Origin of the sequence: Pseudothioclava nitratireducens (assembly GCF_029210495.1) — a bacterium.
Classification (GTDB): Bacteria; Pseudomonadota; Alphaproteobacteria; order Rhodobacterales; family Rhodobacteraceae; genus Pseudothioclava; species Pseudothioclava nitratireducens.
In genome coordinates this window covers 1-26,459 of the sequence record NZ_JARGDK010000018.1, presented here as the reverse complement: position 1 = coordinate 26,459, position 26,459 = coordinate 1, and the positions used below count along the sequence as shown (strand labels likewise).

General features: G+C 58.6%; 13 protein-coding genes and 3 pseudogenes. 5 read left to right on the top strand and 11 right to left on the bottom strand.

Translation table 11 applies throughout. The annotated features are described in order from the left end of the window. Nucleotides 1-83: 83 nt before the first annotated feature. Both P0X85_RS14665 and P0X85_RS14660 read right to left on the bottom strand, forming a co-directional pair. Nucleotides 84-302 (bottom strand): annotated as a pseudogene (locus P0X85_RS14665) (IS110 family transposase); the annotation flags it as partial. A gap of 39 nt (nt 303-341) precedes the next feature. Then, complete coding sequence (locus tag P0X85_RS14660; RefSeq protein ID WP_275815020.1) at nt 342-974, bottom strand: LuxR C-terminal-related transcriptional regulator; 633 nt, start codon at nt 972-974, stop codon at nt 342-344. 674 nt (nt 975-1,648) lie between these two features. Here P0X85_RS14660 and P0X85_RS14655 point away from each other — a divergent pair. Then, nucleotides 1,649-2,572, top strand: coding sequence for a sensor histidine kinase (locus P0X85_RS14655; protein ID WP_275815017.1), 924 nt, complete (start codon nt 1,649-1,651; stop codon nt 2,570-2,572). Here the strand turns inward: P0X85_RS14655 and P0X85_RS14650 are convergent. The 5 genes from P0X85_RS14650 to P0X85_RS14630 all read right to left on the bottom strand — a co-directional run bounded on the left by P0X85_RS14650 (nt 2,562) and on the right by P0X85_RS14630 (nt 10,046). Further along, on the bottom strand, nt 2,562-4,637 hold the full coding sequence (locus tag P0X85_RS14650; protein ID WP_275815014.1) for a vanadium-dependent haloperoxidase: 2,076 nt from the start codon (nt 4,635-4,637) through the stop codon (nt 2,562-2,564). The two genes, P0X85_RS14655 and P0X85_RS14650, sit on opposite strands and share 11 nt — an antisense overlap. A gap of 142 nt (nt 4,638-4,779) precedes the next feature. Further along, complete coding sequence (locus P0X85_RS14645; protein WP_275815011.1) at nt 4,780-5,193, bottom strand: hypothetical protein; 414 nt, start codon at nt 5,191-5,193, stop codon at nt 4,780-4,782. Nucleotides 5,194-5,197: 4 nt separating this feature from the next. Further along, nucleotides 5,198-6,526 carry an HlyD family type I secretion periplasmic adaptor subunit gene (locus P0X85_RS14640; protein ID WP_275815008.1) on the bottom strand — a complete coding sequence of 443 codons (1,329 nt, stop codon included), beginning with the start codon at nt 6,524-6,526 and terminating at the stop codon, nt 5,198-5,200. 14 nt (nt 6,527-6,540) lie between these two features. Beyond that, the gene (locus P0X85_RS14635) at nt 6,541-8,349 is read right to left on the bottom strand and encodes a calcium-binding protein (RefSeq protein ID WP_275815005.1); all 1,809 of its coding nucleotides are present in this window, start codon (nt 8,347-8,349) and stop codon (nt 6,541-6,543) included. Beyond that, nucleotides 8,346-10,046, bottom strand: a complete 1,701-nt coding sequence (locus P0X85_RS14630) for a type I secretion system permease/ATPase (RefSeq protein ID WP_275815003.1) — start codon at nt 10,044-10,046, stop codon at nt 8,346-8,348. Before P0X85_RS14630 ends, P0X85_RS14635 begins: the two co-directional genes overlap by 4 nt. 341 nt (nt 10,047-10,387) lie before the next feature. On the opposite strand from P0X85_RS14630, the gene P0X85_RS14625 reads away from it, so the two are divergent. The 3 genes and pseudogenes from P0X85_RS14625 to P0X85_RS14615 all read left to right on the top strand — a co-directional run. Then, nucleotides 10,388-12,292: an ATP-binding protein gene (locus P0X85_RS14625; RefSeq protein ID WP_275815001.1), complete on the top strand. Its 1,905-nt coding sequence runs from the start codon at nt 10,388-10,390 to the stop codon at nt 12,290-12,292. After that, nucleotides 12,276-12,677 carry a response regulator gene (locus tag P0X85_RS14620; RefSeq protein ID WP_009808126.1) on the top strand — a complete coding sequence of 134 codons (402 nt, stop codon included), beginning with the start codon at nt 12,276-12,278 and terminating at the stop codon, nt 12,675-12,677. The genes P0X85_RS14625 and P0X85_RS14620 overlap by 17 nt, the downstream gene beginning before the upstream one ends. 200 nt (nt 12,678-12,877) lie before the next feature. Then, nucleotides 12,878-13,286, top strand: a pseudogene (locus P0X85_RS14615) (tRNA pseudouridine synthase A); the annotation flags it as partial. A 126-nt stretch (nt 13,287-13,412) separates the two neighbouring features. Here the strand turns inward: P0X85_RS14615 and P0X85_RS14610 are convergent. From P0X85_RS14610 to P0X85_RS14600, 4 genes and pseudogenes are all read right to left on the bottom strand, one after another. Beyond that, nucleotides 13,413-23,546 carry a peroxidase family protein gene (locus P0X85_RS14610; RefSeq protein ID WP_275814998.1) on the bottom strand — a complete coding sequence of 3,378 codons (10,134 nt, stop codon included), beginning with the start codon at nt 23,544-23,546 and terminating at the stop codon, nt 13,413-13,415. A 308-nt stretch (nt 23,547-23,854) separates the two neighbouring features. Then, a complete protein-coding gene (locus P0X85_RS14605) occupies nt 23,855-24,394 on the bottom strand; it encodes a transposase (RefSeq protein ID WP_009808129.1) in 540 nt (179 codons plus the stop codon). Then, complete coding sequence (locus tag P0X85_RS15175) at nt 24,331-24,558, bottom strand: transposase (RefSeq protein WP_138017010.1); 228 nt, start codon at nt 24,556-24,558, stop codon at nt 24,331-24,333. The genes P0X85_RS14605 and P0X85_RS15175 overlap by 64 nt, the downstream gene beginning before the upstream one ends. After that, a pseudogene (locus tag P0X85_RS14600) lies at nt 24,548-24,797 on the bottom strand (IS3 family transposase); the annotation flags it as partial. The pseudogene P0X85_RS14600 and the gene P0X85_RS15175, both read right to left, overlap by 11 nt. A gap of 88 nt (nt 24,798-24,885) precedes the next feature. Here P0X85_RS14600 and P0X85_RS14595 point away from each other — a divergent pair. After that, complete coding sequence (locus P0X85_RS14595; protein ID WP_275814991.1) at nt 24,886-26,169, top strand: molybdopterin dinucleotide binding domain-containing protein; 1,284 nt, start codon at nt 24,886-24,888, stop codon at nt 26,167-26,169. Nucleotides 26,170-26,459 lie beyond the last annotated feature (290 nt).

The following is a 26,459-nucleotide window of genomic DNA, read 5'->3' as shown; positions in this document are numbered from 1 at the left end:
GACCATACACCTCGATGGCCACCTGAGATTACACCGAAGACGGCGCTGAATTTACACCACGTCCGTGGACGCTACCGGCGTGAGATATCGCGGGCGATAACCAAACCATGCTCTGCCAACAAACCTCGGATTTGGTTTACCAGCCGTGTCCTATCTGACACCAGCCTCTGGCGGATACGATGAACGGCCTGGATCTCGAGCTGTTCTGACGATTTTGGTGGCACGAAGCGCATGGACGGCCTGCTGACCGCCTCGCAGATTGCCTCCGCATCGTTTCGGTCATTCTTGTTGGATTTCACATATCCTTCGTCCGTGGCGACCGGATGCGGTTGCCATCAAGGTCATACTCCGAGGCGTTGCGCTTCCAGTACAACTTCGAGGCGGTTGGCCGCACCAAACTTGTCCTTGAGAGAGCCAACATAATGCTTGACGGTTTTCTCGCTGATGTTGAGCTCGGCCGAGATCTGGCCGTTGGTCATGCCCTTCATGAGCTGGCGGACCACCTGGCTTTCGCGGGCGGTCAGACGCAGACGCTCGGCTTCTTTGCGCTTGGCTTCGGCCTGACGCAGCTTGGCGAAGATATCCATCGCCATGTCGGGCTGCACGTAGTTGTCGCCGTTCATGACACGGCGTGCCGCGGCACGCAGATCAGACATTTCACTGTTATAGGTCAGAATGCCCGATGCCCCCGCATCTAGCGCGTCAACCGCCATGTCTATACCCTTCTGAGAGCAGAAGGCCAGAATACGAACCATGTCGCACGACTTGCGAAAGGCGCGAAGAACCTTCATCGGCTGATCAAGGGATCCAAGGTCAACGATCACCACTTCATATCCATCGCGGGAGCACGTCTCGACGATTTCGGGGCTATAGGCAGCAGCCGCCTGCAAATCAAAACCTGCGCACGGCTCAATAAGGTGCTGGAAACCCGCACGCGTGAATACGTGATCGCAAATCACCATCGTTTTATACATCAATCTTCCCCCAAAGTTTGCCTTTCCCCGCGACAGAAGCGGTGTCGGCACTGTTTTCAAAGTCAGTCCAGATTCTCGCTTTCCCCAAACCCCAAACGGACATCTAAACACCTGAAAATTATTATTGCATTTCGACCGATTGAATCCAAGCTATCTTTGGAGAGTTGAGAGACCTTCGTCCCGTATGCGGCCGGGCGAAAGTCACGATTCGTCTTACCCCACAGGTCGGAACGTCACGCTCGACCAACGGGTAAATTACCAAAAAATATATCTATGCCAGTAATATTGAGTTGCTTTTCTGATGGCTCCGTGAGTTCAGACTTGATCCAGATCAAGGCGAAAGTCGGGAAGTGCATTAAAATTGTGTCGAGGGCGCTTTAAATCATGCGACACATTTAAAGCCTATGGTCTAGCGAGACCTTGGACTTTGGTCCAACTCCATTGAAGCGTGTTGTTTGTCGCTCGGAACAGCCTCAAATATCATGGATGTGCGATTCGGAACATGATACCGATCGTTACGACGTAACAGTGCGCACCATGTGCGCCTCAAGGACCGGAGCTACGCACATGGCAGTCAGCCCTCAGGATCATCGGCAAACGCTTCTTGGCAGGACGAAGCCTGCACCTCCTGGACGCGAGTCTTGGGCGTTCGTGCCAGTCCCTTCCAAAGATCCATGCTGACCATGTCGCGCGATACCTCACTCAGTAAAGTCCTCGTTGTTCTGATCACCCTCGTCGGGGCCGAGCTCTGCATCATGCTTGCGCTGGCCGAAGTCGAAAAACAGCTGACTTGGCTGACAGAGCATGTCTGGGGCGAAGCGGCGTTGGATGCCCTATTGCTGTTCTGTATCATGGCACCAGTCTTTTATTGGCTTTTGATAAGGCCGCTGCAGCGATCAAATACCATTAAGCTGCGGTTTATCGACATGGTGAGCGACGATCTGAGAAATACACTGAACGCTTTGCAGGGCATTGCCATGGCATCGCGTGAGGATCCATCTCTCGCCGCCGGATTAGAGACCGCGCGCCAGGAGGCGCTGCAATGGATGCAATTGCGCGTCGAACGTGTGGTCGCCTTCAGTGCCCTTGACGCCGAGGCCTCACTTCCAACAGGCCGGCCCACCGATCTGCAGGGATTGGCCGCAGAGCTGCATAAGCGCTTTGAGTTCATGTTCCAAGCCAATGGAAACAGCCTGAATATTCGCTGCGAGGGGCCGCATTTATCCATCGGACCGACACAAAGCGAGATCCTGATGCAATTGATGTTCTCGATGCTAGAAATCGCCCGTATGTCCTCGGGAGATGCTGCGACCCACGTCTCAATCCAAACGTCCCACGAGGGCGCAGACCGGATCTTGATCAGGACCACACATGTAGGAAAGACAGCACCTTGCAATACGGCGAACGGCGCCGTGACGGGGCCATTTGAGCGAATAAAACTGGCCGGTGACATCCTCGAGTATATGGCTACGCGCGCCGGTTGCGACTACATCAGCGAAAGCGCCTGTTCGCAAAGCCTGATCATCCCAATCAAGCGACCAACCTCCTTAGACGATGCCGGGATCCGGCCGCTAAGTCGTCCCTTGTTCAGGCGATGAAGAATTCATCGAAGAACGGCTGTTGTTCTGGTTGCGCAGTGCCACTGGCAAAATCTACAGCCAGCACATAGGCATCAGCACCTATATCTGCCCCAGCACTCAAGCCATCGAGGTTGCCATCGCTGAAATGGATTCCGCCATAAATCCGAGACGCACCGCCATCAATGGCTGCCTCGGAAAACGTATCCCACTGAAACTGATAGACATCTCCAGGCAGTGCCGCATCAAATGCGCTGGTGCCAGGAGGCACGGTAATATGCGCATCAAGATGGTCTGATCCGGTAAACGCCTTCAAGACAGCCGCCCCTGCTGCCGAAAAGGTGCTGTGGCCCGAGGTATACTCTGCGAAGGGTGGTGACTGTTCGCCTCCAGGCAGCTGGTAGGTGATGAAGTTCTCGGCAAGGATCGTTCGGGTGCCAAAGCTGGTGCCAGTGTCGGGGTCAATGCCACCATATGCTTGGATCACAAATCCCGTTTCTCCGGTCAGTTCGTCAACACCTTGCTCCCCAATCAGACCAAGATGTCCCAGGTCGCGGATCACGGTGACCGGCCGAGCATAATCAAAAAACGCTTTGGCATCCCATGTCGCAATTGCCGCATCAAACATGGCATTACCCATCGTCATAAACAAAAGCGCGTCAGTGGCTGCGTCATGCCCGTCGCGCTGCGATACGTATTGCCCAAGCGTCATCCAGGCACCAGGAGGGAAGCTGGTGCCGGGGCCATCTTCCCAGAATTCAGCAACCATTTTCTGATCCTCGGTCAGCGTCGCACTGGTCTGAACGATGGCTTCAGCCTGAGCGATGAAGGCCGGGTTGATGACGGGACCGATCAGGAATTTGTCCACAGGTATCGTAGTTCCGGCCGCCACCGCCACGCCATTTATCTCTGCCGGAGCTGCAAGAGTCATGGTCCGGGTCTGGAAATCAAGCAACGTATCCACATGCTCTAGCGTGAAAAACGGCTCTGGGCCATCCGGACGGGTCAGCACCGTGTCAGTTTCTCCATTGAGCGTTTCAGGGAGCGCGAACCCTTCAGCAAGGCTGAGTTCGGGCGTCAGGAATGTCTGCAGCGCATCTGGTGTGGGCGACAAAATACCCTGCTTTTCGGGTGTCCAGCGCGCGATGTCCTTACGGGTTTCTGGCGCGGGATCAGAATTGACTGGCGTATAGAACCCCTCAGACTGCGCGGCGAGCCGTGCCGCTTCCGCCTGACGCGGGGTGAGACCGTCTTGCGCTGCATCAATCCCCACCTCGTAAGCCTGCGAGTCATCAGAGACATCTAGCTCAAGACGCTGTGACAGTACCTGATCGAATTTCTCCTGATACTGAGGGTAGAGTTCCGACAGCACACGATGGGCCGCGACATGCATAGCGGTTTCGATCTCTGTATCCGAGGCATCGGACAGAGCTGAGAGCTCCAGATTGTCGCCCTCGATATCGATGGAAACACGTTGTGCGACCGGGTCATAACTGGCCTGCGCATCATAGATTGCGGTATGCATAATCGAGAAGGATTGCGACGCGTTGGTCGGTCCGCCACCGCTTTCGACAATGATCGATTGCAAAATCTGATCCCAGATGACGCTTGGAGTGGCCTCTGGAGTATTGACCATCATCAGACGTGGGCCACCTTCAGCCAAAAGGTCGGGGCCAGGTTGTTCAAGTTGTGCCAAGATGTCGGCCGTCCGGAATGTTTCCACGCCCGCAACGAAGCTATCGAATTCCGAAAGCGATTCAATCTCACCATCAAACCGATTGCGAACCGCCAACGCACCATCCTGCAGCAGAAAATCGAAATCATGCAGGGGGCCAGACAATGTCACGACCCGATCAGGTTCGGGGCTGCTAACACCAGAATCCACCAGATCGTCTTCAGAGCCGAAAGACAGGAATTCGAAGCTCTCCACATCCTCGAATTCCCATTCAAAATCCCCCTCACGCGCTTCGATTTCAAGTTCGAGGTCTTCGTACTCGAATTCGTAGTCCTTGCGGCTACCCTCAAGCGTGATCACACGTGTCTCACCGTCTCTTGTGAAACTGATCTGAAACGATTCTTCCGACATGCTGTCCTACTCGATATCCCGATTTCGCTTTTTGCAGTCCATAGCCAGAGTCATCTTATCGCCTTTCTTATCTCAGCCGTTTGTCCGGCTTGTACAGCTCCGCTGTCAACGTTGCGAGACAGCTTTTCTTTGAAAATACTGATCAACCGTCACGCGGGCGTGGCGGCGGCAGCGCATAAGTCGGCAGCGCATCTATAAATGGCGGCAAGCATTCCTGATCGCGCAGCGGTATGCACAGATCGCTGAATACCAACTTCTGACTGAGCGTGAGTCCGTTATTGCCTTGTTTGGCACAATCCACGAACTCGCTCCCATCCTCGGTCAGTGATGTGGCACAGACCACCACACCACCGCGCAAAAACGTGTTAGCAAGCCGCTTGGCGCTCATGCCAGATGCAAGGATTGGTGGCGGGCAAGAGATGCCATGGACGTTGATAATCATGCCATTCAAATTCAGCCTGTCACCTTCAAGCGCCTTCCATGTCATGTTCTTCTCCTGAGCTGTGGCAGATGAGGCCACCAGAAGTGCCAGAGTTGGAAGAATATTGCGCAGCATGGGTTTACCTTTCCTTGAAGGCTCGCGCGAACTGATCGCTGAAGGGCTTGACGAGATAGGATAGGGCTGTGCGTTCGGCCGTGGTGACATAGACTTCGACCGGCATGCCTGGGCGCAGCTCCTTGCCACCGAGGCGGGCCAGCTGATCGGGCGTCACGTCGACCTTGATTGAGTAGAAATCACCAGGCATTTGCGGATCGCTTGTCGCGGCAGCTGCAACATAGGACACGGTCCCTTCAATCTCTGGGGTTTCGTTCTGGTCGAAGGCGACAAAGCGCATCCGCGCCGCGTGTCCCGTATCGACCTGTTCGATCGACGCCGCCGGAACGCGGGCTGTAAAGACCAGTTCCGCCTCTTCGGGCACAATCGTGGCCAGAATTTCGGCGGGGCTAATGACGCCGCCCACAGAGTTCACGTTCATATCGTTTATCAGCCCCGAGATCGGCGCGCGGATTGCGGTGCGCGACAGGGTGTCTTCGATGACGAAACGCTTTTCGGTGAGTTCCGACAGCTGGGTTTCGATCTCCCGCAATTCGCGTTGTGCATCGGTGCGCAGTGTTTCCTGCATCGAGAGGATTTCCAGCTCGAGCTCGCTGACGCGGCTGCGGGCGCGGCCCAATGCCGACAGAACTTCTCCGTGTTCGCCACGCAGCTGGACATTTTCACGTTCAATAGAGAAGGCAACGTTGCGTACCGTAAGCTGACGCTCGGACAAATCTTCAACACGCGCACTCTCAGCTTGAACCAGGAGGATTTCATCCTGTTTGGCGTCAAGGCGGGCTTCGAGGCCATCGATTTCGGTGCGGACCTGCTCGATTCCGAGGTGGATCTGTTCCTTGCGGCGGATGAACGACGAGAGGTTGCCCTCAAAAATACGATGCTCACCCACATAGATGGCCTGCAGCGCAGCAGGGGACACGATCAATTCATCAAGACCTGAAGGCGTCGAAAATTCCTCATGCAGATCGCGCTGTGCCTCCAGCCGGCTTTTGCGAATGGCAAGTTCAGCGATTTTCCCATGAAGGATTGCGCGCTCAGTACTGGCCGAAGTGTCGTCAAGCCGGAGTAGAATATCGCCCTTGCGGACATGATCGCCGGCACTGACGGGAATGTCTTTGACGATACCACCATCACGGTGCTGGACCACGCGCAGGTCGCGATCGACGGAAACTTCGCCGCTGACAACGACCGCGCTGACCAGATTGGAATTCGCTGCCCACCCGAACACGGCGGCGACCAGAAGCCCGGCCATGAAAATACCAGTGATAACATGACCGCGAATGGAATAAATCGCGTTCTTTGCGGCGTTTGGGTCTGTGGTCTTGCGTGACATGGTCGTTCTCCTGCTCACGATGTGAAGTCGTCTGATTGCTTGTTGCCCAGGTCACTTGTGACCCAGAGTTCGATTTCGGTGACGTCCGTCTCTTGTTCGAGACGCAGATCAATCCGGCGGACTATCAGCTCATCCTGATCACCTTGGCGGAAACCAGGGCGTCCGTGCTCCTCAGCCGCAGCTTCCGGATCAAAGGACGTGATGCGCGCCTCAAAATCAGAGCCGTCGTTCTTGATATCGCGCCTGTCATCAATCTGTTGAAGGTCGGACAGAGCAAGACGGATATCGTCAGCAAAAACCAACGTATCGTCGTGACCAAAGTTGCGGATCTGGAACACGGTTTCAGACACACTGGTTGCACCCGGCGTAAAGAACCCGGACAGATCGAAAACTTCTGCCCCGTCACCGGCTGTGAAAATTTCAATGCCATCGAAGGTATCGGTGGGGCTGTCAGCCCGCGTGACCGTGCCAGCAGCTACATCCACACGCGCTGCCCGATCACCAGCAGTCAGGTCAAGTATGTCGTCACCCGCACCACCATAAACCTGATCAGCTTCCAGATCATCAGCAAGGTAAATCGTGTCATTGCCTGCGTCACCAAACAGGCGGTCTGCGCCATGACCGTCCCGAAGAACATCGTCATCCGCACCGCCGGAAAGAATGTCATCCCCCGCACCGCCAGCCAGGAGATCCTCACCATGGCCACCGGAAATTCGGTCATCACCCTCACCACCGTCGATGGTGTCGTCGCCAGCTGCGCCGATCAAAAAGTCATCGCCCCCATACCCAAGAAGAACGTCGGAACCATCGCCACCATAGACGAGGTCATTATCTTCACTGCCGCTAATATGATCAGGCGTATCAAAACCATACACAACATCGCCGCGCGGCGTAACCGGATCATCCAGGCAGTCGTCATCTGCTGCGTTGTGCTGATCGCAGCTCTCCGGCCAACACTCATCAACTTTGGCGTCGTCGCAGGATGACTCCTCATCTGGGTTGGGGCCATCTGAGTGGTCAACTTTGTCACCACAGTCTGCGGCTGCGGTATCATGGCAGTCCACGTCTGCGTCGCTTTCGTGCTTTTCTTCTTCGGGTTCTGCGTCTTCGTCCTTGGGCTCCTCGGCGTCTGCTTCCTCAAGCTCCTCGTCCTCGACTACTGGTCCTTCAAAAGGCCCTTCGCCGTCGTCATCCACCCCAGGCAGATTATCATCGTCTTCTTCTTGCTCGGGGTCTGCGTCTTCCTGCAACGGTGACGTAATCTCTGTACCCCCACCACCAGGATCCGCCGGCCCACCACCTCCGGCAGGAATGTCGGTATCTGGGAAAAGACCGTCCTCACCACCGCCCCCGGGATTTGCAGGCGCAAAAGTCGGTTGCAGATTGACTGCCGCCGCCGTGATGTTTGGCGCCTGAAATTTTTCAAGTGACAGATCTGCGGGCAACAACACCGAAGAGTTTGGGCCGCGCTCGAACGTGGTGGCATCAAAACCGCCATCCTGGCCGCTGCGGTCACTAGTGCGAAACAATTCGGCGTTACCATAAGACATACGACCACTGTTGTTGGCCGACAAATTATCCGTCTCGCAGATGGGCGCGGCGTTATCGGCGGCCCCGAGGGGCGTGTCGGGCGTGGCTTGCGCCGCAACCTCAGAGCCGCCAAACAAGGTCTTGATGTAGGCGATCAGAGCGAACATCACGGTCACGCCCATGCCGATCTTGCGTTTGGGAATGGCCGATACGGTTTCCCGTAAAGACACCATATCCTCAAGACGCGCCGTTCCCGGCGTCTTGGCCTTTTTGGATGACTTGACCTCAATCATGCGCCTGTAGTTTCTCGAACAGCAGCGACTGGCGACTGCTCCACTGTCGGGGCTGCCGTAGGGGTCGGGGCAGGGGATGCCGGCTTGACCCGCATGATCTCGGATTTGGGGCCAAAACGGCTGAGGGCGCCATCCTGGACGACACCGACCAGATCAACGTTCTCCAGTGCACTTGGGCGGTGAGCTACGACGATCACGATGCCGCCACGGTCACGGATGCTTTGGATCGCATGGCTGACCGCGCGCTCGCCTTCGGCGTCGAGGTTTGAATTCGGCTCGTCCAGCAGGACCACGAACGGATCCCCATAGAGCGCCCGTGCCAGAGCAATACGCTGACGCTGACCGCCCGACAGGCTGGTGGAACTGGCGCCCAGTTCCGTCTCGTAGCCGTCGGGCATGGCCAGGATCATCTCGTGAACGCCCGCCGCACGCGCCGCCGCAATGACCTTTTCGGGATCGGGATCGGCAAGGCGCGCAATATTACGGGCAATCGTGGTGTCGAACAGGGTGTAGTCCTGCGGCAGATATCCAAAGCTACGGGCAATTGTGTCTTCGCCCCACTGCACCAGATCGGCGCCATCCAGACGGACATGACCGCGCAGCACAGGCCAAACCCCAGCCATCGCCCGCATCAGCGAAGACTTGCCGCCGCCACTAGGGCCGATCAAGCCAAGCGCCTGCCCGGCTTCAAGCTGAATGGTCACATCCGACAGCAGCACGCGGCCCGATCCCGGCGCCACAACGGTGATCCCTTCCGCCGAGAAGGCCTGCTTGGGATCGGGCATCTGCAGCGGGCGGGGCTGCTCAGGCAAGGCGGCCATTGTCTGCTTGATGGTCGCCAGTGCATTGCGAGCGGCGATCAGGTTCTTCCAGTTGGCGATGGTCGAGTCGATCGGCGCAAGGGCACGGGCCGAAGCCACGGAGGCAGCGATGATCGCACCGGCGGTCATCTCGCCCATGATGGTGAGATAGGCGCCAAGCCCCAGAACTGCAGACTGCAGCATCATGCGCAGCACCTTGGACAAGGCGCCCACGGTGCGAGTCACGTCGCTGGAACCGGATTGCAGCGTAAGATGCTCGTCATTGGCCTTCTGGAACTGGGCTAGAGCCTGCGACGAGAAGCCCATCGCTTTGATGACATCGGCGTTGCGGGCATTGGCCTCGGCCACCGAGCTGCGCTGTACGGCGGCGCGGTTGACTTGGGCATTGGCCTTGCGGGTCATCAGTTCGGTCAGGACGGTCATCAGCGTCAGGACCACGGCACCGGCGATGGCCAACGCACCCAGGTAGGGATGCAGCACAAACACGAAAGCCAGAAAGATCGGCATCCAGGGCAGATCGAACAGCGACACAAGTGCCGGGCCACCGAAGAAGTTGCGGAGCGTATCGACAGAGCGGCCCCGCTCCATCGACTCAGCCACTGAAAAGCCGTAGCGTGGCATGTCGATGCTCATTCGGTGGATATCGGGCGCGACCCGGGCATCAAAGCGCGCCCCGACCCGGTGAAGGATTTGCGAGCGGATCACGTCAAACCCGCCCTGGAACATGTAGAGCCCCAGTGCCAGCACCGAGATCAGCGCGAGCGTCGGGATACTGCCGCTCATCAGGGCGCGGTCGTAGATCTGCATCATGTAAAACGCGCCGGTCAAAGCCAGGATGTTGATGATCCCGGACAAACCGAAGATATAAAGAAACACTGGCCGCAGTCCGGCTGTCAGGCGGGCAAGGCGTGCATCCTTTTCAGACTGTCTCGCAGAGGATCGGGCCATGGTGTGTGCTCCTTTGGGTCAAACGTGTTCGATGGCTTATGGCGTAAAGCGTGCGACCGGCCTTCCACACTATGTCGGATCAAAATTCAGACCTTTGTCCGTGGGGGCACCCCGACCAAGGATGCCGCGCCGCGCGGCATTCGCGATACTCGCTTGGCGCCGGGGTCCAGCGGCATATCAGACTTTAGTCCCATGCCGCATCAGACCAACGGGACTGGTTAAATAAGCCCTTGGGTGTATGGTCAAAACAGCAAACCTCAGGAGGTGTCGTGAGCGCGTACGCAAATACACCCCAACGACCGCTGCCCGAACAGTCCGGCAGCGCGGCTGAGCGGTACCGTATCAAGGGATGGGTCTGGCCTCTGCAGCAGCAGATTGCGGCAATAGTGCTGGTTGCGATCCTGATATTAGCAGCGGCGATCCAGTTGTGGAACTACCGCACTTTCATGAACGCTGAGATCGAGCGGACGCAGGAAAAGCATCTTGTGATCGCGCAGAACGTTTCGTTGTCGCTGTCACGCTACGTCACGGACGCTGCGCGCGTGTTCGTCCATGCGGCCATCGAAGTCAGCAACAACAACAGCCCAGCGACGCAGGATACCCAGCTGTCGTTGCTGGAATCGCTGAACATAGACGGCATGGTTCTGTTGGCGCCCTTCACAGCGAATGCGCCACCACCCAATCGGCTGGGCAAGGATCTGCCCCTGCCGGAGCAGGTGGTGCTGGATGATCTGCGGGCGGGCACCAACGCGACGCTTGGCGGTGTTCAAATTTCGGGTCTGCAGCGGATCGGAGACAACAAGTATTTCATACTGGGGTACGAGCTTGCCGATCAGCGGCTGGTGATCGGCTATATGAAAACCGACTATATTAAGTTGGTTCAGCGGGCCATCGCCTTCGGCGAATTCGGACATTCGGCGATCTTCGATCAGTTCGGGCGCGCGATCGCGCACCCGTCACCCAAGGTGGAAGAGAACATGGTGGATGCCTCGGGTATCTCGGCGGTGCGACGGATGCTGAACCGTGAAACCGGCGTCGAGATGTTCTTTTCGCCGCCCATGCAAATGGACATGATCGCGGGGATCACCTTTGTTCCAGAGACGGGCTGGCCTGTCATGGTTCCGCAGCCGATCTATGAATTGTCGGATGCGGTGAATGTCAGCCTGTCGAAATCCTATCTTCTGGTAATGGCGATGGCGGCCCTTCTGGGGGGTGCGGGATGGGCGGTGTCACGCCGGCTTGCCCGTCCGGTCCAGAATTTCACCGAGATCAGCCGCAAGATCAGCGATGGGGATTACACCGTCAACCTGCCAGACGAGGAACGCTCCTCGGCCGAGATGTGGCAACTCAACGAGTCGCTCAAAACGATGATTCATCGCATGCGCAGTTCTAACAACAAACTGCGCGAAGCGCTGCGGCTGGAAGAGGAAGAGAACAAGCGCAAGAGCGACTTTATGGTGATTGTCGGTCATGAGCTGCGCACACCGCTGAGCGGTGTGGTGGGTATGCTGACGGTCTGCTGCGAGCAAAAGGACGATGTCGACCGTGACCATTATCTGGACGTGGCGTGGTCATCGGCAAAAGAGTTGAGTGCGCTGGTCGATCACATGGTGGATTACGCCGAAGGCACGACCGAGTCGATCCGTCTTAATTCGACGACATTCGACATCGAGGCAGGGATGCGGGACATGGAGGTGCTTTACGGCAACCTTGTACGGAAAGCCGGTCTGGAGTTCCACCGCACGGGACTTGGCGATGGCAGCACGCAGATCGTATCAGACCCGGTGCGCCTGTCGCAGATGATTGCGAAGATCATGGAGAACGCGATCAAGTTCACCAAGGAGGGCCGCATTACGCTGCATTCGGAAATTTTCCAGCAGGATGATCGAAAATGGCTTAAGGTGGCTATCAGCGATACCGGGATCGGGATCGATGAGGGGCAGCTGGAGCGTATTTTCCTGCCGTTCGCACAGGTTGACTCATCCTTTACAAGATCGTACCGAGGAATGGGCCTTGGGCTGTCCATTGCGCAGGCCATCGTGAACAAACTCGGAGGCCGCATCACATGCGCAAGCAAACTTAACGAAGGAACGCGGGTAGAGATATGGACCCCCATCGAGCTGGCATTATCTCTCGAGCGACGCGACTGGCCGGCGCATGGTCTCGGTGAGTGATCGGCGCAATATCCTTGTCGTCGATGACGATGAAATCAACCGAATGGTTGTCCGCGTTCTGATGGAACGCCGCAATTACCGCGTGCTCGAGGCTGCAAGCGGGCCAGAGGCGCTGGATCTGGTCAAGGATGAAACCTTCGACGTTGTGCTGATGGACCTGAGCATGCCGGGCATGGACGGTCTGGAAACGACGCGCTGCATCCGCAGCCATGATGCCAGTAGCCAGTTGCCGGTGGTGGCGCTGACCGCGCATACCAGCCATACGGAACAGAAGATGTGTCTAGAGGCCGGCATGAACGCCGTGCTGCGCAAGCCGTTCGATTCCGAACAGGTGGACAGGCTTCTGGGGTTGCTTGACCACACCACCAAGGGGCCGGACGCCTGAGGCAACACCCCCGTCACAACGAAGGACAGAGAGGCGGGGTGACATAGACAGGGAATGATCTGCAGGCGCATCGGCTCTTTCTGAACCGGCCTTGGGACATACGGCGCCGCAGCGCGCTTATCAGAAGTTGATCAAGGCGTTGTTTCGAGCAATGATGACGGCCTGCACCCGGTTCGACGCCTTGAGCTTGCGGATTATGACGTGCGCCGGAGACGCTGTACATGTGCCACGTTTTACGCGTGCCACCAGAGTTGTACGTGGCGGCCATGCGAAACGGGGCGCGGCATCTGCTGGGCAAGTATGATTTCACCACGTTCCGGTCGAGGATCTGTCAGGCGAAGAGCCCGGTCAAGGCGCTGGATGCGCTGGAGATCGAAGAGGTCGAGGGGCTGGCGGGACCGGAACTGAGGTTTCATCTGAGTGCAAGGTCATTACTGTACAACCCGGTGCGCAGCATCGTGGGCACGCTGGAGAGGGTGGGCGCGGGAAGCTGGACGCCCGAGGATGTGAAAACCGCGCTTGAGACGCGGGACCGCGGCCTGCGGGTCGGTCTGCCCGCCTAAGGGCTTGTATCTGGCCGGTGTCGGTTATCCCGAAGATCTGTTCGCCTCAGGGCTGAGGGCCGGTGCATGCCGGGCGGTGGATGGCCCGGTTTTCCTCAAGTGCGGGCCGCACGACGAGATCGGCAGCCGGAGGGTATCCGGCTGCCGATATTGGTGTGGATCAGTCTGACGATCAGGCGAGGTTATCGTAGTCGAAGCGTCCGCTGACGGTCAGTTCGAATTGCTCATCCTCGATGCTTCCACTGATCTTGGTTGTCCCGGCTTCGTCTCCTTCGGAGAAAGAGAAACTGTCTTGCATGTCAGCGTCACCCCAGGTGAGCTCGAGCATATCGGACCCGGTGCCGAACTGCAGGAGATCGCCGGCGGAGAGGCCGTTGATGTGGTCGCCCTGCGCGTTGGCCGCGGTTTCGAACACGAAGGTGTTGTTGCCGTCACCGCCATCGAGCACGTTGGCCGCGTCGCTGGCGAAGATGGTGTCGTCACCCGAGCCGCCGACGAAGTTCTCGACGCTCCAGATCGTATCGCGACCGCCTTCTTCCGTGGTGACCGACCCGCGATCCGTCCCGGCGTTGCCGAGGCGCACCGTGAGGTTGGAGGTGACCGACGCCATGTCGATCGTGTCCGACCCTTCGCCACCATAGTAGATGTCGTTGCAGTCACCATCCGTGCCGATGAACGTGTCGTCACCCGCGTTACCCATGAGAATATCCGAGCCGGACCCGCCGATGATCATGTCATCGCCGTCGCCGCCAATGATATTGTCGCTGCCGGCACCGCCCATGAGCATGTCGGCACCATCGCCACCGAGCATGTCGTCGCGGCCATCGCCACCGAAGAGCATGTCGTCACCGGCATTGCCCACGAGCATGTCGTTGCCCTCGTGTCCGCTGAGGATATCGTCGCCCGCCGCGCCGACCAGGGCGTCGCCCAAGTCAGTGCCGCTTTTGACGAGTCCCTCGTCCGAGCCGTTGGGGCTCTGTTCGGTTGAGGGGTCGGATGCCGGCGTCTCGGTGTCGGCGTCGGAGCTGTCCCCACCGTCGATGGTATCATCGTCGTTTGACACAGGCTCTTGGTCGGCAGAGGCCCCGCCCTGAGCAGTCTGGGTGCTGTTGTCCACGGTCATCTCGCCTTGGGTATCATCACCCTGAGCAGTCTGGCCTTGGCCGTTGTCGTCTTGTCCAGTATCATATTGGCCGGTGTCAGCCTGGTTGGCATTCCCGGCATCGTCCGTGACGGGCGGCTGCTGGGTCTGTTGGTCGGCGGTGCCTTTGTCTTCGACAATCTCATCTCCGGTATAGCTGAACACATCCTGTGGCAGATCGGTCATCCCGGTGTTGCGGGTCACGATGTCACCGAAGGTGAGGTTGGAGATAAAGTTGTTGTAGACGGGCAGATCGCCGATCTGGTCGACGTAGTAGAACCGGTCGCCTTCCTGAAGACGGTCCAGTTGCTCGTGAATGAGCACCCAGAAGGTATGGCCTACGACGCCGTCCTGAATGTGCTGCTCAGCCAGACCACCAACCCAGAGATCGACGCGGTCGATGCCTTTCACCGTCATCGTGCCATCACCATTGTCTATCAACGCGATATCCGGGTTGGCTTCGACGAAGGCGTCATACTGCTCTGTGTCAACGGTCAGAACCAGAGCCGGATAGGCTGTCTGGAACTTGGCGATCATCTCGTCGGATAGCCCGTTGCGCGCCTGGAAATCCTCCCAGTCGGTGTAGGGTGTCATGGACATGTCCGACAAATCGATCGCCTCGGAGATGTAGCGGTTATCGGACGCCGCCAGATCTGCCTTGACCTGGTTGAGCGTGCCGAGGCCCACATCCCTGCCGCGAGCGACATTGAAGGCGAAGAGATCGGCGCTGACGCGGACCAGATCGTTGCGGACCGCATCCACCACCTGAAGGTCAACTTCTTCCGAGGGTTGTTCGACCAGACCGCCGAGGATGTTGTCGACCCCGTACTGGGCGTAGCCTGGCTGTGGCTTGTACCCATATTGCTCCAGAGTTCCGAAATCTGCCGTGAATGCGTCCGGGTCGTTGGTTGGGTTCAGGAAGATATCGAACAGCGGCACCTCGACAGTGAACGGGTTCCCATCGGCATCCACGTCCTTGAGGGTCATGCTCTGACCAATCTGCGAATGGCCGAAGCGATAGGCCGCTGCCGCGAACTCGTGACTGATGCGGGCATCGGTGGTTGGGTCATACTTGTCATGACCGTGTTTACCCGAGCCTTGTAGCCCGCCCAGAAGACTATCGGCGAAGTCGTTGAACACGACCTGCTGATATTCCCCGATGTTCAGGATGCGTGCGGCCTGGAAAAGCTCTTCCGGAGTGTCGGCATCATAGCCTGACGCCAGGAGCTGGTCCACGTGGTAGTTGTGGTTGCGTGCCCAGACGGTGTGCATCGAGGTGAGGCCCACATTTTCATTCGTACGCCCGTCGCCGCCGACGAAGTGGTCGAGCAAGTTCATGAACGGGTTGGTGTCGATCAGGAGCGGCCAGCCTTCACCCATGAAGTCGTCCGAGAGGTCCTTGATGGTTGCGGCGTTGTAGGTGCCGTCCTCGTTGAACAGATCTGGGTAGTAACCTTCCAGAGTGACATCGCCCTTGTCGGTATCCGTGAACACGGTCCCAGCCTGGGTATGGTGATCCAGCAGTTCGCGAAGGGTCGCCATGAGCTTGAAACCGGATGCTGAGGGATCTTCCTGACCCATCAGTACATGGGCACCGAAGCCACCATTGCTATCGCTTTCGCGCAGCAGCTGACCCACCAGGTTGGACGAACCGTAGACCTGGTTCTGATCCACCACAGGCGAAGTGATGTTGGTGTGCTCGATCTCGCCTGTTTCGGGATTGATCGTGGCCGTGGCACGGGTGAGGTCAGCCGGGTTGTCCCCGCTGGGACGACCCATGTCCGCCCCTCCGATGGTGATCGGGTCATGACCACCCTTGGGGATGAACGTGAGGCCGTGGTCGAAATACTGACCGAAGGACATCATGAACATGTTTGCCGAGGCCGCCTTGGCCGCATCCGCATCCTGAGCGCCGAGGGCGTTCGAGATGGCACGGGCGTCGAGATCGTCGAATACCGGATTGACGATGCCCGCACCGTCTTCGCCGATCCCAGCATAGCGGGCTTCGGTTACACGGGAGAAGGGCAAGGTCGCGCCACCGGAAATCTCGGGATTGAGCAGGTTGTTGGTCAGACCTTCCAGATCGCGGGTGCCGACGATCAAATCAGCCGGTTCGTTTTCGGCGCGCGCGCCGGGTTCGGACGGCAGGATGGGGGCCTCGCCCTGACCGGTGACCATGTATTTCAGGGCCGCGATGTCATCCTGGGTCAGCAGGACGTTACCGCGCGGCAGGGTGCCGAGAGCGACAGTTCCCATGCCCTGAGGTGCGCCGGTTTCCTCGTTGATGGTCGCGACACCGCGCAGGGCGTTGGCCAGACCGCTGCCGGACTGGACGATGATCGGGAAAGTCGTCGGGTCATCAACCGTGTAGGTCAGCGTGAAGTCGCCGGATGTCCGTGTCACCGTCGTGCCATCGATCGTTTCCGTCAGAGTGGCCGGATCGATATCTACCGGAACGACGATCACGTCGCCTTCGGTCAGAGTACCGGTCACAGTGGTGGTGCGGCTTTCGGTTTCGACGAACACGCGGTGAGTCGAAAGGCGGCCGGTGATGTCCACATTGGCGACCTCGCCCATGACGCTGATGGTGTTGAAGTTCAGGGCAGTCGGGTTGAAGTCACCAATGACCTGCACGTCGTTTGTGCCTCCTGCGGTGTTGATCTGGATTTCCTCGATGTTCTGAAGTTGACCGATGACCTGCTCGCCAGCATCCGCTTCGCGGGTGATGACGATATCAGTACCAGTGGCCAAGGGTGCCCCTGTCCAAGAGTCCGCCGCGTAGACGCGGAAGGTTTCGTCGGAGGCATCGCCGTTGATGGTGTAGGTGTCGTCACCTGCGCCGCCATCGACCACATCGCTGCCGCCGCCGACACTCCAGGTGATTTCGTCGCGGCCTGCGCCGGCATTCAGGATGTCATTTCCTGCACCGCCGGTTATGATATCTCTGCCATCGCCTGCATTTACCACAATACGCTGGGTCGAGGTGAAGCCGGAGAAGTCGATCACTTCGTTACCCGCCGTGCCGTTCACGTAGATCGTGTTGGGCGCCAGCGAGGTGCCTGCAAAGTCACCAACCGCGTTGATGGTTTCGACACCCTGAACACCATTGATGGTAACCTCTTCGATGCCGCGCACTTCCATGATCGGAGTTTCCACACCGGCCACTGTGCGGGTGATGATGATCTCGGAGAGCGGATCGAAGGGGGCCTGGCCAGCCCAGGCCGCCACGGTGTACATCGTGAAGCCATCCTCGGTACCATCGCCATTGATCACCAGCATGTCGGTGCCGCCGTCATTGACGATGCCATGCCCCACGACCACATCATAACCGCCGAGCGGCGCGTTCCATGTGATGGTGTCCGAGCCGCCTTCGCCGAAGATCACGTCATTTCCGGCGAGGCCGTTGATGGCATCATCACCGGCGCCTGCGAAGATCGCGTCGGGGCCGTTGCTGCCGTCAAGCACATCGTTGCCACCGGTGCCCTGGATCAGGCCATTGTTGGCAGGGTTCGTGCGCAGATCAATCTCCATATCCGCGAAGCGCAGGATCTCGATGCCCGTCAGGCGGTCGGTGCCATCGCCAAGGATCGGGTTTGGGTCGCCGTTGACCGGGTCGATCGGGTTCGGTCCTTCCGTGACGTTGATATGATCGACCGTGACGCTGCCATCGGCGTTGGCGCGGATGCTGTAGTTGGCTCGCACATCGAAGTAGACGGCTGTGTCCACGTCGCCTTCCTGACCACGATCGACGATCTCTCGTGTGATCTGCAGTTGGCTGGGCGAGATGCTGCCGTCCAGAAGCTGTGGGATGATCTCCTCAAGGCTGTCAATGCTGCGAATCTCGATCGCCGGGTCGGTCTGATCGCGGATCGAGATCCGCGCATCCAGCCACTTGTCGCCGTCGATTACGTCGTCGCCGCCACGGCCCTGGATCATGTCGCTGCCGCCGCCGCCCAGCAGGATGTTGCCGCCGGTGAAGAGATCGCCGGGCGCGTCTCCCATCAGGTTGCCAAGCAGCTCGCGCAGACCCTCGATCCGATTCACGCCCTCCTGCGTCAGTTCGTTGCCGAAGAGCGTGACTTCATTGTCTAAGATCGCACCGTCGGCAGGCGCCTCATTGCCGAGGCGGTTGTCACCCCAGATCAGGTCATCGTTCTGTGTGCCTGATACTGCCTCTGCGTCGATGTAGCGATCCCTGAAAAATTCTGTCTGTTCTGTCGTCACGCGCTTTGTGAGATCGACCTCCGCATGGGTCGTCAGACCCTTGTGCGCAATCCAGTCGTAACCGAGCTCGGCCAGGTTCACATGTGTGCCCTCCCCCTGGAACAGGATATCGTCGCCGGATTCACCGTGCAGGTCGTTGTCGTTCGCCCCTCCCATCAGAACGTCGTGACCGATCACGCGGGAGCCGCCGAGGTTGTCGTTATTGTCGCCGACGAGGAAGTCGAAGCCGTCTCCACCCTCGATCCAGTCGTCGCCTTCGCCGCCATCGACGATATCCGCGCCTGACCCACCGAATACAAAATCGTTACCCATGCCTGCGAAGGTGTGCTTGGCGTCGTCGCGGCCCATGAGGATCGCATCGTTGCCCCTTCCGCCGAAGATCAATTCGGCAGCTCCGCCCCCGGCGGAAATGACGTCGTCGCCGTCCTCGCCATGCAGGAAGCTGATGTCGTCGCCGTCTTTGATGATGTCGTTGCCGTCACCGCCGCGGAAGGTGTTGACGCCCGAGTCGCCGATCAGCAGATCGTCGCCAGCGCCGCCCCAGAGCGCATCGTCCCCGAGACCTCCGACGAGAATATCGCGCTGGTCGGTTCCGCCGAGCACGACGTGCTCGCCGCCGTTGAACTTGAGTAAGTTGTCATACTCCCGCGCACCATCGACGAGCGGTGCGTCGCCCGTGCCGGTTTCCCGCTCGACTAGTGTCGTACCCATGGCGGCGAGGAACGGATCAAGCTCGGTCGAAACCGGATCGGCCATGGCCTGCACCGACTGATCAACTTCGAGGATGTATTCCATCGAAGAGAAGATGTTGGCCGGAATATGCGCACCGCCATCGGCGATGTCGGTATTGCGCATGATCATCGAGGCAAAGGAGTTATTCTCCAGCCCACCAAGCATGTCCATGCCATTGGTCCGGCTGAGATAATAGAACCGGTCGCCGTTCTGAAGCGCCTCCATCTGCTGCTGGAAGGCGAAGCCGAAGCTGGAGCCAAGCATCCCGCCGAAGGGCATGATGGCCTCAGCCAGACCGCCGATCCAGTACTCGACCGCGTTGATGCCGGTTTCGATTGTGGCCCAAGCGCCCGTGCCGTTGACGAAGTCAAGACGGTCCGCCGGAGCGGTGTCCCCGCCCAGAACCAGATCGGTGGCCGCGGCGCGCTTCTGCACCACGGTCGTGGCGTTCGCGATTGTGTCGTGGGTGCCGTAGGCCGCAATGAAGTTGATGATGGATGCCGGGTTCTTAAGGTTCGCGGCATAGTCCGACCAGCTTTCATAAGGCTTGAGGAACTCGCTGCCGGTGGCTGCATAGAACTGCTCGCGAGCGGCGTTGAGCGAGGGCACGCCTGTATCCCGACCCCGCGTGATGTTCAGCGCGGCCAGGTCGAGAGGCAAGCCAACGAGGTTGTCGCGCAGGGCGCTGGTGATAAACTCGTCAATATTGGCACCGGTCTCGCGGGACATGCCACGGGCCACGGCACCCGCCGCCTGATCAGAGGTCAGTGTCTGGTCAAGGTCGAAGGCGACCGGGTTGAGGAACGCTTCGATCAAGCCGGTCGAGGTGTTCACGCCGTTCGGGTCCATCGTTTGAACGTTCTCGGTCAGCATCGAGTGGCCGAAGCGATACACTACATGGGCGAACTCCGCCATGATGGAGGCATCGACCTCGGCGCTGGCATTTACCATAAAGGCCGCGATCTGAGGCTGCACGGTGCGGCCGAACTCTTCGAAGGCGAGGTGCTGATACTGCATCTCGGTGGTGAATTTTGCTGCCTGGAACAGACGCCCGCCATCCCACGTGAGGGTGTCGATCGCGGCTGTCGAAAGCTCGTCCTCGTTGATCGGGGTGGCCAGCCATTCGTTGATGAAGGCCAGCTCGCCACTGTCGAGGATGGTCTGCTTCATTTCGGTGGTCTGGCGGTTGTGTTCGCTGTGGAACACGTGGTGCACCGCGGTCAGGCCGAAGTTTTCGTTGCCACGGCCATCTCCTGCGATGAAGTGACGATCCAGCAGTTCGTTGTCGTAGGTTTCGTTCTGGCCGAACTGGTTGGGGATGATCGCGTTGCCGGTGTCGGTGTCGGCATCGGCCTGCTTGGTGGCGGTTTCGCCGGTGAAGCGATCGACCACATAGGTGCCGGGCACGGCGTTATGGGCGATGTCTTCGAGGAAGGCATGGCCGTTGCGGACCGCCTGGCTGGCATCGACGGGGTTGGCCAGATCGCCTTCGATCAGGATATTCAAAGGCTCGGTGCCGCCTTCAACATAGGCAGGGTTCGCCACGACCAGTTGTGGCAGGCCGTTGGCACCAGGGATGAAGTTGCCGTAGGCGTCGGTTGCGAGCAGCGGGCCATCAAGCACGTCGCTGTCATTGAGCTGGATTCCCAGCTTGGCCGCGGCCTGCGCCTTGACGTCGCCCCAGGTGGACATGCCGCCGGACTGACCGTGCAACAGGTAACCGTTGGAGACAGGGCTTCCGTTGGCGTCGAGATCGTATTCGCGCAGGAAGACCTGATGGGAGGGGTGCGAGGTGTAGGTCTGGTTCTGGTCGACCCAGGGTGTCGTCTTGTTGAAATGCTCTCGCACGTCGTCTGCGGTCCCAAGGATTCCATCCGGGCCGGGCTGGTTGGTGGCGCGGGTCAGCACCATGAAGTTGGTCGGAGATGTTGCGTCATAGAGCGGATCGTCAGGCTGGAGCGGAATGTAGACGGTGCCGCTGCCACCTTTTCCGACAAGGTCGAGACCATGATCGAAGAACTGACCGAAGAGTGTCATCCACGAGTTGTAGGGCGCAGAGAGGCCTTCGTCGGGGGTCACGTCGGGCAACATCACGTTGTTGCCGTCCATGGTGATCGCATGCGTGCTCAACAGCGTGTCGAGCGTGGTCTGAGCCTCTGTAGCGATCGCCTGAGCGGCCGCCAGCGCGGCGTCTGCAGCACCGGGTGCGTTCAGCGCATCAAGGTTGGTTGTAGCGGTATCGAAAGCGGACTGTTTTGTGGTCTCGATATCCTGCGCCGCGCTGAGCTCGGTTGCGGCCTGTTCTGCCGCTGTGGTCGCGCTGTTCAGCGCAATGGTCGCATCGGCGATCACGTCAAGCTGTGCAAGGATTGCGGCATCGGCAGTCTGTGCGGCGACAAGGGCCTGCTGTGCCGTTGTTACACCGCCCTGCGCTGTGTTGAGATCAGTGGTTTCCGTTTGCACGATACCTTCGAGGCGGGTCACTTCGTTGTTGGCATTGGTAAGGTTGATGTTGAGTGTAGTAAGCTCTCCTTCGACGGTAGTCAGCTGGCTTACAAGCCCATCGATGACCACTTGAGCCGCATCCACATCGGCCTGCGCCTGCGTGACCGCTTCCTGCGCGTCGATATAGGCCTGATTGTTCTGCTGCGCGGTCAGCAGATCCTGCTGCACGGTGGACAGATTGCCCTGAGCTGTGGACAGGACGGTGTTGGCCGCACCCAGCTGGGTGTTCAAACCGTCACGCGTGGTGATCGCGGCATCGCGCTGGCCGGTCAGGGTGGTGACCTGCGACTGGGCTGTGGACAGGGCCGCGTTCTCGGTCGCAGCAAGTTGATCGGCTGCATCATCCGCACTGATCGCGTCGGCCAGCGCCGTTTCGGCGGCCAGTTTTTCTTCGCGCGCCGCCGAATAGGCGGCGGAAGCGACGGAGAAATCGGCAAGCGATCCACCGCTTAAGTAGACGTTAAGGGCACTGAGCATTTCGACTTGGGCGCTGGCCTGCTCGGTCACTTCGGTGTCGAAGAGGGCCTGAGCGCTGTCACGGGCGGTCTGGGTTTCGTCGACGGCTTGCTCGGCTGCGGTGACGCGGGCTTGTGTGTCTGTGACCGCGTCCTGTGCAGTCTGAAGCTGGGCGTTCAGACCATCGAGCTCGCTTTGGGCCTGCTGAAGCTGACCATCGAGTTCATTGACACGCGTTTGCGCTGCGTTGACGGCGGTGGTGGCATCGTCAACCGCTGTCTGAGCTACGGTAACCGCGTCTGCGCCGTTGGTTTCAAGCAGAAGCGCATCCTGCGCGTCGGACAAGAGAGCTTCGGTCGTCGCAAGCTCCTGATCTGCAGTCGTTTTCTGGTTCTGCAGGTTGGTGACTTCGGTCTGCTTGGCGTCGCGCATGGACAGCATCGATGCAGCCGAAGTCGTGGCCGTGTCCAGTTCGCCTTGCGCCGCGTTCAGCGCATTCTGGGATTGTATCAGAGCCGTCTGAGCCAGGCTAAGAGCGGCTTGTGCATCACCGACCTGACCCGAGCTTTGAAGCAAACTCATGGTTGCCGCTGCGGCGTCCAGCGTCGTTTGCGCATCGGTCACGGTCTGATCTGCGTCAGCCTTATCTGACGTCATGGCGCCGACGTTATTTTGTGCGGCGGCCAGTTCGGCACTGGCCGTATCCAGCGCAGACTGCAATTGCTGGCGCTGTAATTCGAGCGCCTGATCGACGTTGCCAGTGGCGGCCTGTGTATCGATGACGCGCTGATAGGCCTGCACGATTTCGTTGGCAGCGGTTAGCATCGCCTGCCCGGTCAAACCCGAATGGCTCAGGGCCGCGGCGACGACGGCGGGGTTGGATAGCGTTTGGTCGGCAATCAGGTTGGAAATCACGCGAGGCTCGGCATCATAGACTGACCCAGAAGTCTGCAGATAGGAGGTGGGCTCGGCACCCGGCGCGCCACGCGGGCTGGGATCGGCCAGATGCGCCGCGTCGGGCTGCGTGAGGAAGGTCGAGTCAAGAAGACGCGGCATCACTTGATCGGCAGAGCCCCATGCCTCACGGCCCGGGGTCAGGTTGTTCAACGTGCCGTCAACTAGACGCAGACCGTATGGCAGCAAGGGGTTCTGCACCAATTCGGTCAGCGGAGTACCAGCCGCGTGCTGTTCAGCGATACGGATCTGGTCGAGGATGTGCTTAAGGTCGTTTGTGTTCACGAAAACCATTGCGATCTTCCCTATCTATAAAGTTTGTGCCCCCCCGAAACAATTCGGACGGTATTTCCTGACCCATCGGTACCAAGATGCGCAGCTTGCGGGAGGCGCTCAAAGTCTTGCCAAAAACCCTACGAAGGTAGGATGGGTATCAGACCAAAGTCGGAGTTTGAGGCGTTTTTGCTGCGCTACAGCGCATAAACAGGCTGTAAAACGACAGGGAACGGGCAGGGCTGGAGCAAAACCCGAACCTTTGGTCTAAAGGGCCAGAACATGCGAAGCTGGCGCGAGACGTTCGTGTACCCCGGTCTTCGGATTCGTCAGGCCAGCTTCATGGCGTTAACAAACTGCGTCAGGCGTGCGCGATATGCAGGGCTCCGGATTTGGGAGCGATGCGCATGATCCGGTACCTTCCGGGTCGGGACGATGCTGAACACGTTGCGGCAAAAATGAACCACACTGCGCTGCCAACGCGCATCCGGCAGGTATTCGGCTACTCTTTCCATGAGGCTGCGGCAGGCATCGTAGCCGATCAACTGGACGCCGCTCAGATCGCGATCAACAAAATGGCGTAAGAAGGCTGACCAGCCGGATTTGTCCTCCTTCGGCCCTTCCATGATCCCCAGGATCTCGCTATTTCCTTTAGTCGTCATGCTAATGGCGACGAGCAAAGAAACGTTGCGTACTTCGCCTGCCCAGGTTCGCTTCATCACGATCTCGTCCAGGAAAACATAGGGTTGAATCCATTCGCTTTTACGTTGCCGCCATTCGTCGATCTTTGCGTAGATCTTCTTGTTCAGGCTGCAAACCGTGCCGGGACTGACAGGCGTCCCCCACAGAGCCTCTGTGATGTCTCCCACGCCCGAAGAGACGCGCCACCAGATACATCTTGATAAGCGCTTCCTCGACGCTGATATCGCGCAATTATGGTGGTCTCAAATGTCTGCTTACGCAGGTTGGGCATTTTCAGCTTCACAGCGCCCGCCTTGGTATCCAGCGCCCGCTCATAACTGTCAGCCCGCATATCCGTTTGCAGTTTTGTGGCGCAAGCGACGTGCAAGCTTGGTTTTGCGTTTCATCTCCTTTCGCCATTTCAGGATCTGCTCAGCGCAGCCGAATTAAACATCGGCTGGCGTCAGGTTTCCAAGGCTCTCGCGGTAGCGTTGATTGTTTGTAGAATTCCAGGAAGGCACCGATCTGGCGCTCGAGATCACCTAGCAGGAAGTAATTCTCAAGCAGGACAGGGATTTTCATAGTCTGATGGGTAGTGCCCCACTGGGTTCTCTAATCGCCTTCGTCAAGTTCTGATCCTTCTCACAGTCCATCATGCGTGCCGGGCTCTTGGGCTGCCATGTTGGGTCAGATCGGGTTGCCTGGCGCCGGCATTGCCTTTGGCTATTGCGCTGCAAATTCAATCGGAATGGAACGTCATCCTGTAAAATATGCATCGTTTCCGCAAGGAAACAACCGGGTCAAAACCTATATTCCTGTCGCCCGGATCAGCGACATGTTGCTGAACCCCGGCAGCACATTCCGGTACAACGGTCAGACGCTCACCTACCCAGATATCAAACTTGTTTACTGGGCAGGGGGCAATCCTTTCCACCATCATCAGGACCTGACCAAACTGGAACGTGCATGGCAAAAGCCTGACACGATTATCGCCCATGAATGGTGCTGGAATGCCCTGGCCAAGCGGTCGGACATCGTCCTGCCTTGCACTACACAGCTTGAGCGACGCGATCTCATGTTGACACCGCGCGATCCTTATGTCGTCGCGATGGAGGCGGTCGTCCCGCCGCATGGCCAATCTCGGGACGACTACGAAATTCTCGCCGGAATAGGCCGCCGACTTGGTGTCGAGACTGCATTCACCGAAGGGCGCAGTTCTGACGACTGGCTGCAATGGCTTTATGAGGAGAGCAGGCAGAAGGCGGCCACCAGCGGGGTGACCCTGCCGGACCTTGCGACATTCACGGCAAAGGGCTGGCACTTCATTGATCCCGGTACGCCGAGCAGCGGAGCTCTGGAGGCGTTTCGCAAGAATCCCCGTGCCGCACCGCTGGAGACGCGGTCCGGACGGATCGAGATTTGTTGCGCACATATTGCGGATTCAATTCAGGGTAATATCTTGCCGCATCCCGCCTGGTATGCGCCCGAAGAATGGCTGGGGAATGTGACCGGGAAGCACCGGTTTCATCTGATCTCGGGACAACCGGCAGACAAGCTGCATTCTCAGCTGGACCATGGGCCTGAAAGCCAGGCAACAAAGGTGAATGGACGGGCAGTCGCAGGTCTCAATCCGGTGGATGCCGAAACACTGGGCGTGTGCGACGGTGATCTGCTGCGCGTCTATAATGAACGCGGAGCCTGTCTGGTTTCAGCGCGGCTCGATCCATCGTTGATGCAAAGGTGCATAGCCATCAGTACCGGTACCTGGCTGGATGCTGCGCGGCAGGAAGATGGCACGCTTATCTGCCAGAACGGTAACCCAAACACCTTGACCCGCGATCAAGGAACGTCAGATTTGGCACAAGGCCCCGCCGCACATAGTTGCCTTGTCAGCATCGAAAGGCTGACGGTCAGCATTGGACAGAGTAAAGCCTATCTCCCGCCAGTAATTCAGCGGGCTTAACCGTCATTTTGGGGAACGTCTGATCAACGGTTTAGCGAGCGCGGATGCGCTGGCTTGAGGTTGGTTCGCGGCCTTTGAAGGCCTGTTTTCATCAGCTTCTGCACTGATTTGGGCTCTGTTGCAACAGAGCCGGGATCCACATCCAAGAACGGATTCAGTGATATCAATGAGTTAGTTATTGGAGAGAGTTGGGTGCTAGACCCATCCCCACCGCCAGATACCCCCAACGAGGACGGCAGCGGGTCGTCCACGACACCGCAGCAGGAGTAACCCCATGAAATCCTGGTACA

Coding starts and splice junctions, on each gene's coding strand:
- P0X85_RS14595 (WP_275814991.1), top strand. CDS start 24,886: ATGTTGGGTCAGATCGGGTTGCCTGGCGCCGGCATTGCCTTTGGCTAT.
- P0X85_RS14655 (WP_275815017.1), top strand. CDS start 1,649: ATGCTGACCATGTCGCGCGATACCTCACTCAGTAAAGTCCTCGTTGTT.
- P0X85_RS14610 (WP_275814998.1), bottom strand. CDS start 23,546: ATGGTTTTCGTGAACACAAACGACCTTAAGCACATCCTCGACCAGATC.
- P0X85_RS14660 (WP_275815020.1), bottom strand. CDS start 974: ATGTATAAAACGATGGTGATTTGCGATCACGTATTCACGCGTGCGGGT.
- P0X85_RS14635 (WP_275815005.1), bottom strand. CDS start 8,349: ATGATTGAGGTCAAGTCATCCAAAAAGGCCAAGACGCCGGGAACGGCG.
- P0X85_RS14645 (WP_275815011.1), bottom strand. CDS start 5,193: ATGCTGCGCAATATTCTTCCAACTCTGGCACTTCTGGTGGCCTCATCT.
- P0X85_RS14620 (WP_009808126.1), top strand. CDS start 12,276: ATGGTCTCGGTGAGTGATCGGCGCAATATCCTTGTCGTCGATGACGAT.
- P0X85_RS14640 (WP_275815008.1), bottom strand. CDS start 6,526: ATGTCACGCAAGACCACAGACCCAAACGCCGCAAAGAACGCGATTTAT.
- P0X85_RS15175 (WP_138017010.1), bottom strand. CDS start 24,558: ATGCGGGCTGACAGTTATGAGCGGGCGCTGGATACCAAGGCGGGCGCT.
- P0X85_RS14650 (WP_275815014.1), bottom strand. CDS start 4,637: ATGTCGGAAGAATCGTTTCAGATCAGTTTCACAAGAGACGGTGAGACA.